The 15,052-nt window shown below is 38.1% G+C and carries 14 protein-coding genes and 1 tRNA gene; 5 read left to right on the top strand and 10 right to left on the bottom strand.

Annotated elements, in window-relative coordinates; translation table 11 throughout:
- Positions 1–408: 408 nt before the first annotated feature.
- The gene (locus A5N88_RS21685) at positions 409–1,296 is read left to right on the top strand and encodes a carbohydrate kinase family protein (RefSeq protein ID WP_066269908.1); all 888 of its coding nucleotides are present in this window, start codon (positions 409–411) and stop codon (positions 1,294–1,296) included.
- A gap of 206 nt (positions 1,297–1,502) precedes the next feature.
- Here A5N88_RS21685 and A5N88_RS21680 read toward each other — a convergent pair whose 3' ends face one another.
- Entirely contained in the window at positions 1,503–2,096 is a 594-nt protein-coding gene (locus A5N88_RS21680) for a YitT family protein (protein WP_232317607.1), read from the bottom strand.
- Positions 2,097–2,514: 418 nt separating this feature from the next.
- Between A5N88_RS21680 and A5N88_RS25240 the strand changes: the two genes are divergently transcribed.
- Together A5N88_RS25240 and A5N88_RS21675 are read left to right on the top strand one after the other, a co-directional pair.
- Positions 2,515–2,718 carry a hypothetical protein gene (locus tag A5N88_RS25240; RefSeq protein WP_157090754.1) on the top strand — a complete coding sequence of 68 codons (204 nt, stop codon included), beginning with the start codon at positions 2,515–2,517 and terminating at the stop codon, positions 2,716–2,718.
- Between the two features lie 76 nt (positions 2,719–2,794).
- Positions 2,795–2,998 (top strand): hypothetical protein, encoded by a 204-nt coding sequence (locus tag A5N88_RS21675; protein ID WP_066269907.1) that lies wholly within the window; start codon positions 2,795–2,797, stop codon positions 2,996–2,998.
- A gap of 280 nt (positions 2,999–3,278) precedes the next feature.
- On the opposite strand, the gene A5N88_RS21670 is transcribed toward A5N88_RS21675, so the two are convergent.
- The gene (locus A5N88_RS21670; protein WP_066269906.1) at positions 3,279–3,509 is read right to left on the bottom strand and encodes an excisionase family DNA-binding protein; all 231 of its coding nucleotides are present in this window, start codon (positions 3,507–3,509) and stop codon (positions 3,279–3,281) included.
- A 690-nt stretch (positions 3,510–4,199) separates the two neighbouring features.
- Between A5N88_RS21670 and A5N88_RS21660 the strand changes: the two genes are divergently transcribed.
- Positions 4,200–4,418: a spore germination protein gene (locus tag A5N88_RS21660; protein ID WP_066269900.1), complete on the top strand. Its 219-nt coding sequence runs from the start codon at positions 4,200–4,202 to the stop codon at positions 4,416–4,418.
- Between the two features lie 109 nt (positions 4,419–4,527).
- Here the strand turns inward: A5N88_RS21660 and A5N88_RS21655 are convergent, their stop codons facing one another.
- Entirely contained in the window at positions 4,528–5,724 is a 1,197-nt protein-coding gene (locus tag A5N88_RS21655) for a class I SAM-dependent rRNA methyltransferase (protein ID WP_066269898.1), read from the bottom strand.
- 268 nt (positions 5,725–5,992) lie between these two features.
- Positions 5,993–6,065: transfer RNA gene (locus A5N88_RS21650), tRNA-Ala, on the bottom strand.
- Between the two features lie 356 nt (positions 6,066–6,421).
- On the opposite strand from A5N88_RS21650, the gene A5N88_RS21645 reads away from it, so the two are divergent.
- Positions 6,422–6,751 carry a winged helix-turn-helix transcriptional regulator gene (locus A5N88_RS21645; protein WP_066269897.1) on the top strand — a complete coding sequence of 110 codons (330 nt, stop codon included), beginning with the start codon at positions 6,422–6,424 and terminating at the stop codon, positions 6,749–6,751.
- 101 nt (positions 6,752–6,852) lie between these two features.
- Here A5N88_RS21645 and rpiA read toward each other — a convergent pair whose 3' ends face one another.
- The 6 genes from rpiA to zwf all read right to left on the bottom strand — a co-directional run bounded on the left by rpiA (position 6,853) and on the right by zwf (position 14,741).
- Positions 6,853–7,527, bottom strand: a complete 675-nt coding sequence (rpiA, locus tag A5N88_RS21640; protein ID WP_066270785.1) for a ribose-5-phosphate isomerase RpiA — start codon at positions 7,525–7,527, stop codon at positions 6,853–6,855.
- A gap of 442 nt (positions 7,528–7,969) precedes the next feature.
- Positions 7,970–9,304: a glucose-6-phosphate isomerase gene (locus A5N88_RS21635; RefSeq protein ID WP_066269895.1), complete on the bottom strand. Its 1,335-nt coding sequence runs from the start codon at positions 9,302–9,304 to the stop codon at positions 7,970–7,972.
- 159 nt (positions 9,305–9,463) lie between these two features.
- The gene (gene fsa, locus A5N88_RS21630; protein WP_066269894.1) at positions 9,464–10,132 is read right to left on the bottom strand and encodes a fructose-6-phosphate aldolase; all 669 of its coding nucleotides are present in this window, start codon (positions 10,130–10,132) and stop codon (positions 9,464–9,466) included.
- Positions 10,133–10,217: 85 nt separating this feature from the next.
- Complete coding sequence (gnd, locus tag A5N88_RS21625) at positions 10,218–11,111, bottom strand: phosphogluconate dehydrogenase (NAD(+)-dependent, decarboxylating) (protein ID WP_066269893.1); 894 nt, start codon at positions 11,109–11,111, stop codon at positions 10,218–10,220.
- A gap of 41 nt (positions 11,112–11,152) precedes the next feature.
- A complete protein-coding gene (gene tkt / locus A5N88_RS21620; protein WP_066269891.1) occupies positions 11,153–13,144 on the bottom strand; it encodes a transketolase in 1,992 nt (663 codons plus the stop codon).
- A gap of 142 nt (positions 13,145–13,286) precedes the next feature.
- Positions 13,287–14,741 (bottom strand): glucose-6-phosphate dehydrogenase, encoded by a 1,455-nt coding sequence (zwf, locus tag A5N88_RS21615; protein WP_066269889.1) that lies wholly within the window; start codon positions 14,739–14,741, stop codon positions 13,287–13,289.
- Between the last annotated feature and the right edge of the window lie 311 nt (positions 14,742–15,052).

Genomic DNA, 15,052 nt, shown 5'->3' with positions numbered 1-15,052 from the left:
ACAAAGTTTGTTAAAGGACACCGTTGTTTTTTAGCTCATTCGTGTGAAACGGCCGTTTCACACGCCTTTCAGCACAGCTGAAAGGTTACAGTAAAGAAAGGAACCAAAAGCAAACAAATTTGCTTTTGGTTCCTTTCTTTATTGTAAAATGAGCTAAAAAACGAGCATTTATCAACTTTAAAATATAACACAACCAAAACTAAACAACAGTTTTGTATTAAAGCTTGAAATACCAAAGCCTCCACTTGTAAAACATGTCAGAATTACGATTCTCTAACTCACCTAATGGGCAACAGAGTTAAAGAATAGAATATATAAAGAAATTTTCATAAAATAGAATTTGTTGTTTAAATGGCATATAATTGATACGAAAAACAGCGATCTTACAATTAGAAAGTAGAGGTATTTATGAAAAATATTCTTGTACTTGGGGGAGTCTCCTATAATTTAATGGTTTATGTGGATGAATTCCCAAAACCGGTTGCTCAAACCATCCATTCTGTAAATTCCTATCACGAGACAGTGGGTTCAACAGGAGCTGGAAAGTCATTAAATTTAAAAAAATTAGGATTAGATGTAAACTTTTACGGAATCATTGGGGAAGATGAATATGGAGATAAACTAATTTCTTATTTTAAAAAAGAGGGAATTCCCTTTCATTTTGATATAAGTCCCAACGGTACAGAACGTCATCTTAATTTCATGAAGAATTCTACCGGGGAAAGACAATCCATTTTTCTAAACTCTACATCTGCTGATATTAAAACAAATTTAGAAAATGTTGAAAAATTTATTCAAAAAAGTGATATTGTATTTTTAAATATCATCCCTTATTGCAAAGATTTTATTTCTTTACTAAAAAAACATAACAAAGAGGTTTGGGTAGATCTGCATGACTATGACGGGAAAAATGAATATCACCAAGATTTTATTGAGGTTGCTGATGTCATACAATTCAGCTCAGAAAATAATATGTCTTACAAGGAGACAATGAAAGAATTTTTGTTGAACGGTAAAAAATTAATTATTTGTACACACGGCAACAAAGGTTCAACTATTTTATCACAAGATGGTTGGTTAGAAACACCCGCATTAAAATATGATATAACAGATACAAATGGGGCAGGAGATGCTTATTTTTCCGGGTTTTTATATGGAGTCATTAAGGGGTATGAATTAATGAAAACGGCAAAAATGGCTTCAATCGTCGGAGGATTGGCGGTAACTTCAAAGGAATTGGTTTCCGAAACTCTTTCCGCCGAAAAGCTAGAAGAAGAATATAAAACATTAATGTAAAATAGCATTTCTACATTACTTTATATTAAACTCTGTGCAGCAAATAAAAAATCTCACCAATTAATTTTTGGCGAGATTTGCTTTTTTATGGACAAAATCCATCAAAATGATTGTCATTCCATACTTTTTAGAAAAGTTCAAACAAAATCCTTTACTCTTTTCGATCGTTTTCTCTTGCCATCTTCATATAGAGGGCAGCCAAATGCCTACTTTACATATACACCCACGGACTTAAAGGCTGTCAGGGCACTTGCCATAATTCCTACACTTAACACGGTTAACAGAGAAAATAGCAGTCTCTGATCGTGTAAAATAAATAATCCAGATAGAATAATAACCGCGTCTGCCAGAAAGATGATATACCCAGGATTTATGGAGAACCATTTGGAGAATAGGAGGGCCAAAAGATCTATTCCTCCAGGGCTCGTATCCTGCCTTAGCATTAAGCCAACACCCGTTCCGATCAAAAGTCCACCGACCGGTGCACTGACCACTATTGGCCAATGCACCATTCCACTAAGCGGAAAAAGCAAGTCAATCATGGTAGATGAAAGAAGCATTCCCATAATTCCATTAATAAAATAAGTACGATCATAGGTTAATGCCAGCAGATAAATAGGGGTGTTTATGCAAACAATTGTCAGCCCTAACTTAAAACCCAGCGCATATTTCAGAAGCAAGCTAATTCCAAATATTCCGCCATTCAGCAAGTGCAAGGGAAGAATAAACAAATTAATCCCGATGGCAATAAGCAGGGCGGCAAAAGCAATCATCATTATTTTTCGTACCACTTTTCTCATCCTTGTCCACCTTCTTTCTACATATATATGTAGAAATGCTCCTTCCATTCATAAAGAAGAGAGAATTATATTGACGTACGCTTTTTTGTTGATAACTGCTCATTTTTAGATTATTCGTTTGAAAAGGCCGTTTCACACGAATAATCTAAAAACAACAGAGTCCTTTAACAAAGCCAAACCAAATATTTACGATTCCTTAATATATTCTTTATATTCAAGCGTTATAGTAAAAACAGGTTGTACACCAACCTAGACTTCCCTCGCTTTTGTACATATTTTGTCCGTCCATACCCCATGGACGGATCTTTTTTTTGCTCCATAATCGTTTACATTTACGTTATACGCTTGTTTGGAATAAAAGGAACTGGACTCCGCATAGAATAGCGGGTTACGGGTTAAAGAGGTTTTGCAGGAGCATGTGACGAGGAGGCTCCACAACCGCCCGCGGAAAGCGAGTGCCTGCAGCGGAAATCAACAGACCGGGCAATATGCATGTCTTGAGCAAAAGACCGATGTTGACCTTCATTCAACGTTGATTGCAGTAGAAGGCACAAGACTTCTGCATAGAATAGCGGATTTAAAGACTCCACCTTGTTTGGGTGCAGCAAATCAGTACCCATGAACTTTAGAAAATCTTAATAAGACATTTATAAAAACTCATTAATTTCCTTTTAAAATAAAGGCAAGGAGGTGGTATGATGAGTTTTATGGATCTTTTTGAAGAAAGTACCCGGCAGGCGATCCTTTTAAAAATGGGAATTCGGGCATTGAAAAATAAAGAGGCTGAAAAATTTTACATGAAGGGACTTATTTCAAAAGAGGAGTACGAACTGTACAAACAAGGCTTTATTTTTTATAAAAAGAAAGAGAGTGACAATCAGGACACTAACGAAAAAATGTAGCCCTTAGATTACAGCTAAAAAACTTCAGCATTACACAGTTAATAATTGATTTACACAAAGATTGTTGTCTATTTCAACTTCTCTTTCCAAAACTGTATAGTAAGAAACTGGACAACAAAGTATGTCCTTTTTTTTTGCCTAAAAATCGTGCGCAATGCAAAAAATGTCTGAAAATGTTAGCGACGGGTTTTCCCCATTCAAGAGCAGCACTCATTTGTTTCTTCCTCTTTAGTTTACGTTTAACAACCTAATTCCCTTTGTCATACTTTTCTCTTTTTCTTCAATCCTCATCCTTAATATCCGGATCCTCCGGAAGCGGCTCATTATACCATTCTTCAAATAGTTTTCTATATTTCTCCATCTGTTCAAGATGGGATTGAAATTGCTGTTTATTAATTAAATAGTTATTCCCATCATAGACAGCCCGTATCTTTTTGTGAAGAATCAAATTCTCAATATAAGTCTCTGGAAGCGAGAGATATTCAGCCGTATCTTTTATGGTTAAATACATGGTAAAACTCCTTTTTTTCTTGTGGCTTTCTCCATTATTCTATAATTAGCGGCAGGAAAAAAATCATGTGGTTAAGCTCTTTTCGTCCAGGTTAATGCTATGTACGTATTAAATAATGCTTGCAAAACGTTATTTGTGAACGTATCACTAAGCTAAAAGAAAACCGTAACTCGAAGGATTCCTGCTTTAAAAGGTTATCAGAAAAGGCTGTTTTCGCATAGATTGTTGTTTTATGTACAAAGAATGATTCCTAGAGTTGACTGTCTTCGTGGCATCTTTTCGTAAGATCTTCACAAGTTTTAATAATGAATATATGTTTAACATGATATTTTTGTGTCCAATAGCAACAAAGTTTACGAAAAGAGCCTTAGAAAAACACAATTCGTATCCAAATGTAGGCTTCAAAGCCATCAGAGGATGACGAGAAAACTTATCCTTTTTAAACCGGATCTTTTTGGACTGTCCGTAAATCAATCCAGTCTCCTTTTTCTTTTTTTGTAAGCTTAGGCATCTCCCTATAAAATATATTTAATCTTCAGCTGATATGTTTTCAAAGCTCGCCATCCTTTTTTTGTCCCAGTGGCTTAACAACTTTGGAGTGCTTCCTAAGAATCTTCACAGAAAGTTCCTGTCTTCATATGATAAAGGAAAGCAAGACTTATTAATTTTACCAGAAAAGGATGTTACAAAATGCCCGCAATAATAGGTCCATTGCAAATTTTCAATGTCGGGGGCGGTGTGGTCCAATTTGGAGACGCAGCAGTCGTTTCTCCCAAAACTTCCACTAAAACAACGACAGGATCCGGTGCATTTAATACAGGAGCCTTTATTATTACCAATAATATCGTTAGTGCCAATCCAACCATTGACAGCAACCTGGTTGATCAGCCCATCATTGGCAACAACTAACCCGGGAAGGATGAATGCTTCCCGGCAAGCATCCTTTAAAAAGGGCATGCATCCCTTCTCCAAGTTGAATGAAAAAACGACCAATTACTATTCTTTTTACATACATTAATTAGGAAAGCTTTTGAATAAAAACCACCTTTAAATAATTTCCTTCTGGGAACTCTCTTATCGTTTTAAAATCGCAAGGGAGTGAAAACTCTTCCATATACTTGAATTTTTCTCCGGTTTCCTTAAAGGCTCCTTCTATAAACCCTTTGAACTTTTTCATGCCAAAGCCGCTTGCATTGGTGGATGCTACAATCACTCCATTTTTATTCGTAATGGCAATGGTATCCTTTAATAAATTTTTATAGTCTTTGGCGGCGCTAAAAGTATGCTTTTTTGACCGGGCAAAGCTTGGGGGATCGAGAATAACCATATCAAAGGCGACCTGCTTTTTCACGGCATACTTTAAATAATGAAAAACGTCCTCTACGATAATATCCTGTGATTCTGCATCAATTGCGTTTATACTAAACTGCTCGATGGTCTTCGCTCTGCTTCTATTCGCCAAATCCACACTTGTGGTTTTCAGTGCTCCGCCTTTTGCTGCAAATACGGAGAAAGCCCCTGTATAAGAAAACATATTCAACACGGTTTTTCCGTTTGCATATTGATCCCTTATGGTTTTACGAACATCACGCTGATCTAGAAACACGCCTACCATGGCGCCATCATTTAAATAAACGGCAAAGTTTACACCATTTTCCTTCACAATGAGAGGAAATTCTCCGCGTTCACCCATAACAAAGTCATCGTCTTCTACATACGTTCCTTTTGTGTTGAAGCGTTTCTTCTCATAAACCCCTTTATAATCAGCTAGTGCCGTGAGGGAATGCAGAATTGTTTCCTTAAAGCTGTAGATTCCTTCGCTGTACCAGGTAAGTAAATAGTATCCGTCAAAGTAATCGATGGTTAAACCGCCGATACCGTCCCCTTCTCCATTAAAAACACGGAAGGCTGTCGTGTCGTTGCTTTTGAAAAAAGTGGCACGTTCAGAAAGAGCAGCTTTAATTTTTTTATCGAAAAAGGACTGATCTAATTCTTCTTTTTCATTTTGCGTTAACACCCACCCTGTTCCCTTATTTTGCTTTCCATAGTAGCCTCTGCCGATAAAACGGCTGCGCTCATCTACCAGCTGAATAATTGCCCCTTCTTCTTTGAGATCCTTCCCATTCATAATGGCATCACTATGTATTAACGGATTCCCCGCTTTTAATTCCTTTACAAAGTTATCTTTAACTTTTAAAATCACTTCTTTTTTCATTTCCCCACCCTTTTCAACCGAATTATTGAAGAATGCCTTGCAGCCAGCTATTTTCAATCATCTTTTGTTTACAATAGCAACAAAGTTTACGAAAAGAGCCTTAACCAAAAACATAACCTTTTATTCATCTTTTACACTTATGGCTTGTATATACATTGTTCAATGCGTTAAAGCGAAGAAGGGGTCAGACCCCTTCTTCGCTTTAACGCATTGACGTTTTTGAACATAAAATAAAAAAACGACATAAATCGCCGTTTTTCCAAGGTAATGGAGACTATCGGGATCGAACCGACGACCTCTTGCATGCCATGCAAGCGCTCTCCCAGCTGAGCTAAGCCCCCATAATGAATATGTAGTTAAAGTACATTTATTATTGTATTACCGTCTCTTATTTTTGTCAATAAGTTTTGTATGACTTTTTTTGAGACTAAAAACTTTACTGGTTATACCTCTTATAATAAAGTTATTTTTAATAACAAACAGAATTATTTGTAACCATATTATAGGATAGGTGGCACCCAGCTGCAAATCTATTTATGTCTAATTTATGTATTCGCTTTATTATCTTTTTTGACCGTCTTTATTGTGTTATAATCAATAGCAAAGCTGTGGAACATATAGAGGCAAACATCCATTGTACTATTGTTAATTATAAATAATCTTTTTACCAATAGTAACTTAAAAGGAGTGAAACTTGATGAACGAGGAAGATCAAAAAAATAAATTATCCATAGAGGTCGAACGTTCCTATCAATTAATCAGTAAAAAATGGATATGCCTGATTATACATACATTAATGGAGTCACCAAAGCGATTCAGTGAAATTCATGAATTTATTCCGGATTTAAGTAAACGAATGCTTAATGAACGCTTAAAAGAAATGGAAGAATGGGGCCTTGTAATAAGGAATGTCATTGCAGATAGACCTGTTCGCACAGAATATTCCCTGACCAGAAAAGGTACGGAACTTGGCAAAAGCCTGAAATCTATTGAAGCCTGGGGAGAAAAGTGGGTAGGACGGAGTTAAGAAGAAGTTCTTAAGCTCCATCCATGCCTTTAAAACGAAAATACCTCTTCCGAACAGAAAAGAAGATATTTGCATTTAGAAGGTTATGTACTCCAGTCTTCTTATCCCCTGCAATTTTGGTCTTCCACATCACCATTTTGATTTACAGTGATAATGCGGTCGGCCATTCCTACAAATAGTCCATTTTCAACTACACCGGGAATCATATTCATTTTTAATTCTAACGGCTGTGGATCCTTTATATCACCAAAATCACAATCCAAAATATAATTTCCATTGTCTGTAACATATGGTTTTCCATCTTTTACGCGCAGTATAGCAGTACAGCCAAGCTTTTCTATATGGCGCTGTGTTACTTTATATCCGAATTGAATAATTTCTACCGGGAGTTTGAAGGCACCGAGCGTCTCTACCATTTTTTTAGAGTCGGCCACTACGATAAACTGTTTTGCTAAATAAGCAATCATTTTTTCACGCAGTAATGCTCCTCCCCCGCCTTTAATCAGATTGGACTCTGGATCTGCTTCATCTGCTCCATCAATAGCCAGATGAATAGTTTCTGCTTCTTCAAATGGCATAAGCGGGATACCCACCTTCTTTGCCAGCTCTTCTGTTTGTATGGAAGTAGGTATTCCAACGATGGATAACCCTGCAGCAACCCTTTCCCCCAGCTTTTGAATGGTATAATAAACGGTTGAACCTGTACCTAAGCCTACTACCATTCCATCTTTCACATATTCTGCCGCTTTTTCACCTACCAAGAGCTTTTCATTCATGTTCATGTCCCTCGTTTCCTGCCACAAATCACTTATCAGTGGCCATTAATAGTCTTCATTATTTCCTGCCTGTCTTTATTTTATCTTATTTGGCATTGAATATCATAAGAAAAGCCCAAGCGCCTTGATCATCGGGCGTACGGATTTCAGAGTCTTCGACTGAGGTAAAGGAAACACAGCGAGACGGTTTTCGAGCTAATGTTGACTTATCGGAGTAGAAATCCGCTAGCTCATCGGTTACTACATTGGTTAAAATCTCTAATTAATAGGCTCTGTTAAATTTCTATGTTGATAACTGCTCGACACGAATGAGCTAAAAACAACAAAGTCCTCTAACAAAGCCATTTAATCAATCATTTTATACTTTCTCGCCCTTTTTAAAAAATCACAGACTCCTCTAAAGTGGAGTCTGTGATAAGTTAACACTGCTTGAAATTGAGGCTTATTTGGATAAACGCTTTTCCAATTCAGCTTTTTGTTCTTCGTATCCTGGTTTGCCAAGCAACGCGAACATATTTTTCTTGTATGCTTCAACTCCAGGCTGGTTGAATGGATTTACACCCAGTAAATGACCGCTGATACCGCAAGCTTTTTCGAAGAAATAGACCATTTCGCCGAACGTAAATTCATCCAGCTTGTCTAATTCTACGACTAAGTTAGGTACACCGCCATCGACATGCGCAAGAAGTGTTCCTTGGAACGCTTTTTTGTTGATTTCATCCAATGTTTTGCCTGCTAGGAAGTTTAAGCCATCAAGGTTATCTTTATCTTCTTCAACTGTTACTTGAACATTTGGAGTTTTTACTTGAAGAACGGTTTCAAGCAGATTTCTGCTGCCTTCTTGAACAAATTGTCCCATTGAATGCAAGTCAGTTGTGAAATCTACAGATGCAGGGAATAAACCTCTTTGGTCTTTACCTTCACTTTCGCCAAATAATTGTTTCCACCATTCAGACACATAGTGAAGATGAGGCTCGTAGTTAACAAGCAATTCGATTGCTTTGCCTTTACGGTGTAGTGCATTACGGACAACTGCGTACTGATAGCTTTCGTTAGTAGCTAAATCAGGGTTATTGTATTTATCTGCTGCTGCTGCTGCACCTTCCATCATTTTATCGATGTCAAGACCTGCAACTGCAATTGGAAGCAATCCTACTGCAGTTAACACAGAGTATCTTCCGCCTACATCATCAGGAATAACGAATGTTTCGTAGCCTTCTTCATCAGCAAGCTGCTTTAAAGCACCTTGTGCTTTGTCAGTAGTAGCAAAGATACGTTTTTTCGCTTCTTCCTTGCCATATTTTTTCTCCATAAAGTCACGGAACATACGGAATGCAATAGCAGGCTCTGTAGTTGTACCGGATTTAGAGATAACATTCACAGAAACATCTTTTCCTTCAAGCACTTCAAACAAGTGAGTGATATAGCTTGAGCTGATATTTTGTCCCGCAAAATATACTTGCGTTTTATTCACTTGATTGTAGAAAGTGTGTGAAAGAGATTCGATTGCCGCTCTTGCACCAAGGTATGAACCGCCGATTCCGATAACAATTAATGCATCAGAGTTAGAACGGATGCGTTCAGCCGCTTCCTTAATTCTTTTGAATTCAGCTTTATCGTAGTTGCTAGGAAGGTCTACCCATCCAAGATAATCGGAGCCTGCTCCTTTTTTCTCGTGAAGCATATTGTGTGCAACTTTTACGAATTCAGCTGCATTATCGATTTCATGCTGTTCCATGAATGGAAGAGCATTTTCATAATTAAAAGAAATAGTCATAATTATTTCTCCTTTGTTTCGTTTTATGTTTGTTATCCTACTAAATGGACTATATTATTCATCGAAAAGAAAGGGAGCGTTAGTGAAGCTTTACAAAAACCATCATTTTAGATCGCTCTCCAAAGATCCTAACGCCCCTTATTTAATTAAGCTATCTTATTATTTATTCGTTACTTTTGACCAGTCAGCAGCAAATTTTTCAAGACCTTGGTCTGTAAGTGGGTGTTTAGAAAGTTGTTCGATTACACTATATGGAATAGTAGCAATGTCAGCACCAGCCAAAGCAACACGAGTTACATGGTCTGGGTGGCGAACAGAAGCAGCAATAATTTGAGTATCCAAATTGTGAATTGCAAACAATTCAGCGATTTTTTCTACTAATAGAACTCCATCTTCAGAAATGTCATCCAAGCGGCCTAAGAAAGGTGAAACATATGTTGCACCTGCACGAGCAGCAAGAAGAGCTTGGTTCACAGTGAAAATAAGAGTTACGTTCGTTTTAACACCTTTTTTAGTAAGGTAACGGCAAGCTTCCAAACCAGCTAAAGTCATAGGGAGCTTGATAGTAATTCTTTTGTCTCCGCCATTGATTTTAATTAATTCATTTGCTTGTTCAATCATTTCTTCAGCAGAAGTTACATCTGGTGTTACTTCAGCAGAAACAGATTCTACATCTTCTACAGCTTGGAGGATTTCTTCAATACGATCTTCAAATTTCACGCCTTCTTTAGCAACTAGAGAAGGGTTAGTGGTAATACCTGATAATACACCAAGTTTATAAGCTTTTTTGATTTGATCTAAGTTTGCAGTATCAATAAAAAATTTCATGATAAATTCCTCCATTTTTTATAAGATTTATTACTGTTTTGAAGGGGGATGCATTGATTGCATCACTCCCTTCAATAATTTTATATTATTTCTTTTCTACAGCATGTCCGCCAAATTCGTTACGTAAAGCAGCCACTACTTTACCTGTGAATGTGTCGTTTTCTAATGAACGGTAGCGCATTAGAAGTGACATTGCAATAACAGGTGTTGCAGTTTGAAGATCAAGTGCTTCTTCTACTGTCCATTTTCCTTCACCTGAAGAATGCATTACACCTTTAATTTCATCAAGCTTAGCATCTTTAGAGAATGCATTTTCAGTAAGTTCCATTAACCAAGAACGGATAACGGAGCCATTGTTCCAAACACGAGCTACTTTTTCGTAGTCGTAATCGAATTGACTTTTTTCTAGAACGTCAAAACCTTCGCCGATCGCTTGCATCATACCATATTCAATTCCGTTGTGGACCATTTTCAGGTAGTGTCCACTTCCTGCTTTACCGGCATAAAAATATCCGTTTTCCACAGAAGTATCTTTGAAGATTGGTTCTACGATTTCCCATGCTTCTTTGTCTCCGCCGATCATGTAGCAAGCGCCATTACGAGCTCCGGACATACCGCCAGAAGTTCCGCAATCCATGAAATGGATGTCGCTTTCTTTTAATTTATTGTAGCGGCGAAGAGATTCTTTGTAATGTGAGTTACCTGCTTCAATGACGATATCGCCTTTTGAAAGCAATGGAGTCACTTCTTCAAGAACAGAATCAACCACTTGGTGAGGTACCATGATCCAAAGTACTCTTGGAGATTCAAGACCTGCGACAAGATCTTTAAGAGTAGAAGTACCAGCTGCTCCGTACTCACTCATTTCCTTTACCGCATTTTCGTTCAAGTCAAACGCAACAACTTCATGTTTATTGTCGATTAGGTTTTTCCCAAGATTTAATCCCATTTTTCCTAATCCTACTAATCCTACTTTCATGTTTTCGGCCTCCCTGTGTGATAGTATTTCTTAATTTGATGTTATTTTTTCAAAAAGTTTTTAGTAATATCCACTACATTTGAAGCGGTGAACCCGAATTTTTCTAATACTTGGTTTCCAGGACCAGACGCACCAAATGTATCGATGGAAATCATTTTGCCTTCAAAGCCTACGAAACGTTCCCATCCAAGTGAAGTTCCCATTTCGATTGAAATGCGGTTTTTATTGGAAGAAGGAAGAACTTGTTCTTTGTACTCAGCAGATTGCTTGCTGAATAATTCCCAGCTTGGCATTGCTACTACACGTACTGAAACATTTTCTTTTTCCATTTCTGCTTTTGCATCAAGGGCAAGAGAAACCTCTGATCCAGTAGCGATGTAAATTACATCTGGCTGATCATTTGTTTCAGACAGGATATATGCACCTTTTTCAAGGTCTTCGATATTTCCTTTAGTTTCTGAAAGTACAGGAAGGTTTTGACGGCTAAGTACTAGCGCTACAGGACCTTCCGTTTGTTGTAATGCGTATGCCCATGCATTGGCTGTTTCGTTCGCATCAGCTGGACGGATAACCGTTAATCCAGGAATGGTGCGAAGTGCTGCAATATGCTCAACAGGTTCATGTGTTGGACCGTCTTCACCAACTGCAATAGAGTCATGTGTAAATACATATGTTACAGGCAGCTCAGAAATTGCAGCTAAACGAATGGATGGACGAAGGTAATCGTTGAATACAAAGAATGTACTTACGAAAGGTTTTACTCCGCCGTGGTATGCCATACCGTTTGCAGCTGCTCCCATTGCATGCTCACGAACGCCAAAATATACGTTGCGGCCTGCATATGATTCAACAGCAAACTTTTCTTCGCCTTTGATGTCTGTCATGGTTGAGTGGGAAAGGTCCGCACTTCCGCCGAAGATTGTTGGAATAGTTTTCAAGTAATGGTTGATTGCTTGACCGCTTGCTACACGTGTAGATACCGCTTTGCTTTCGTCAAATGTAAGAAGATCTTTTGCTTCAATTAATGCTTTGCCGCTGATGGCAGCTTCAAATTCAGCCGCTTTCTCAGGATAAGCTTCTTTATAAGAGCTCATTAATTGATTCCATTGGTCTTCTTTGCCTTGCCATTCTTTTCTAAGCTCATCAAAGTGTGCTTTTACTTCTTCAGGAACAAAGAAGTCTTCGAAGCCCCACTCATAAGCAAGCTTTGTTGCAGCAGCTTCCTCAAGACCTAGTGGAGCTCCGTGAGCAGCGTTTGTGCCGGCTACTTTCGGACTTCCGAAACCAATGATTGTTCTAACTTCGATCAATGTTGGCTGGTCAAGATTTTGTTTTGCTTCAGCAATTGCATTTGAAATAGCTTCAACATCATTGCCGTCTTCAACTTTTAGATATTGCCAGTTGAATGTTTCAGCACGAGCCTGGATGTTTTCAGAGAAAGAAAGTCCTAATTCACCATCAAGGGAAATTAAGTTTGAATCATAAAGAACAACCAATTTACCAAGCTTCATATGTCCAGCCATAGACATTGCTTCGTAAGAAACACCTTCACTTAAATCACCGTCACCGACTAATGCATAAGTGAAGTGATCCACTAATTTGTGGTTGTCTTCATTGAATTTAGCAGCCAGATGAGCTTCAGCCATAGCCATACCTACAGCATTCGCAATCCCTTGTCCAAGAGGACCAGTTGTTGCTTCTACACCATCAGTCCAGCCAAATTCAGGATGGCCAGGTGTTTTGCTTCCTAACTTACGGAAGTTTTTAAGGTCATCGATGCTTACATCGTAACCTGCCACATGCAGAAGGCTGTATAAAAGACTGGAACCATGTCCTGCTGAAAGGACGAAACGGTCACGGTCAAACCATTTTGAATGCGCAGGGTTGTGTTTTAAATGCTTTGCCCACAAAGCGTAAGCCATTGGAGCAGCACCCATAGGAAGTCCTGGATGTCCGGAATTCGCAGCGTTAACGGCATCAATTGAAAGTGTTCTTAATGTGTTAACAGATAAATTATCAATATTTTTACTCATTGACTTCGTTCCCCCAATTTGAATGTAGCTTTTCGTTTTACAGCTTACTTCAGGTTTTATTCGAGCTTACTAAATATGTGAGCCAGACTTAAGAGGAAGCTCGCAGCTCCCTCTTAAGCAGCTCATATTCCCTTAAAAGGGATTACCACCATTTAAAACCATTTTCGGCAAGAAGCTTATCAGATGCTTCCGGCCCCATGGATCCAGCCTTGTAATGGTGAAGTGGAGCTGTGTCCGCTTCAAAGGCATCCAAAATCGGCTGAACCCACTTCCACGCAAGTTCTACTTCATTCCAGTGAGCAAAGAAAGTAGGATCGCCAAGCAATGCATCATGGATAAGCAATTCATAGGCTTCCGGTACATTTTCTTCATTGGAATAGAACATAACGTTGATTGGCTCAACTTTGCCTTCGTTCAGCAGGTTTTTACTGTTTAATTGTAAAGAAACACCTGCATTTGGATTAATTTCAATCGTTAAAAGGTTAGGAAGGGCATTACCAGCCTCATCTTTATAAACACCTCTTAATGGATCTTTGAACTCAATGACAATCCGAGTAGATTTCTCAGTCATTCTTTTTCCTGTACGAAGGTAGAACGGTACACCTTCCCACATTTCATTGTCTACCCATAATCTTGCTGCAATGAACGTATCATTTTTAGAAGTTCGTTCAATTCCAGGTTCATCGATATAACCGATGACTTTTTCACCCTTAATTTCACCGCTTGAATATTGTCCGCGGATGACATCAGTATTAATGTTTTCCGGATTAAGCGGGCGCAAGGCCTCCATTACTTTCTTCTTCTCTTCCCGGATTCCATTAGCTGAAACTTTTTCAGGGATGTGCATCGCTGTAAGCATCATCATTTGTAGCATGTGGTTTTGAATCATATCACGGATAGCACCGCTATTATCGTAATATCCGGCTCTTTCTTCAACACCCACAATTTCACTAGCTGTAATTTGAACATTTGCGATATGACGCTTGTTCCACAACGCTTGTAAAATAGGATTAGCAAATTCAATTGCTTCAAGGTTTTGAACCATCGGCTTGCCCAAATAGTGGTCAATACGATAAATTTCCTCTTCCTCAAATGATTTGCTTAATTTTGCATTTAACTCACGTGCCGACGGCAAATCATGTCCAAAAGGCTTTTCGATAATTAATCGTTTCCACCCTTTTGTTGAACCAAGTCCGCTCTGTTGAATATTAGAGGCAATCACATCAAAAAATTGAGGAGCCACTGATAAATAAAAGAGACGGTTTTCAGGAAGATTTAATTCCTTTTCACGGCTTGTCACGAGATCAAGCAGCTGGGCATACTCATCTTTTTGAGTTACATCCACTGCCATATATCGGATAAAGGAAAGGAATTCTTTCATCCTGGAATCATTGTCTTCACGTCTGGAAAATGTTTTTAGTGATTGTTCTACATATTCACTGAACTCTTCTTGCTCCATTGGGCTTCTTCCTGATCCCACAATGGAAAAATTCGGTGCCAGCTTCTCATCTAAAAACAGATTATATAGAGCCGGGAAAATTTTTCGTTTTGCTAAATCACCCGTTGCCCCAAATAAAACAAAGGTCATCGAATCCATTAACCTGTAACCTCCTGTTATATTGTGCAATAAAAAGTTCGCCAACCAGACTGGTTCGCTTTTTTATTGTTTCCAACTATCAAGGAATCAACGTGAAGCCAAATAGTGGATTTCATATGTAAATCTCTGCGAGCAATCACGACTACTTTAAGGCATTCCGATGCTTCCAAGTAACTTTTCGTAACCATGTTACATCTACGATTTCATATCGTCAACTGATTTTACTTATTTTTTTTCTTTTTTTAACTTTATTTTTATGAAAACCCTTTACTAATTTGCATTCCTATATACAAATTTGGTATTATAGTCAG

This window comes from Heyndrickxia acidicola (assembly GCF_001636425.1).
Taxonomy (GTDB): domain Bacteria; phylum Bacillota; class Bacilli; order Bacillales; family Bacillaceae_C; genus Bacillus_AE; species Bacillus_AE acidicola.
This window is presented reverse-complemented; position numbering and strand designations above follow the sequence as displayed.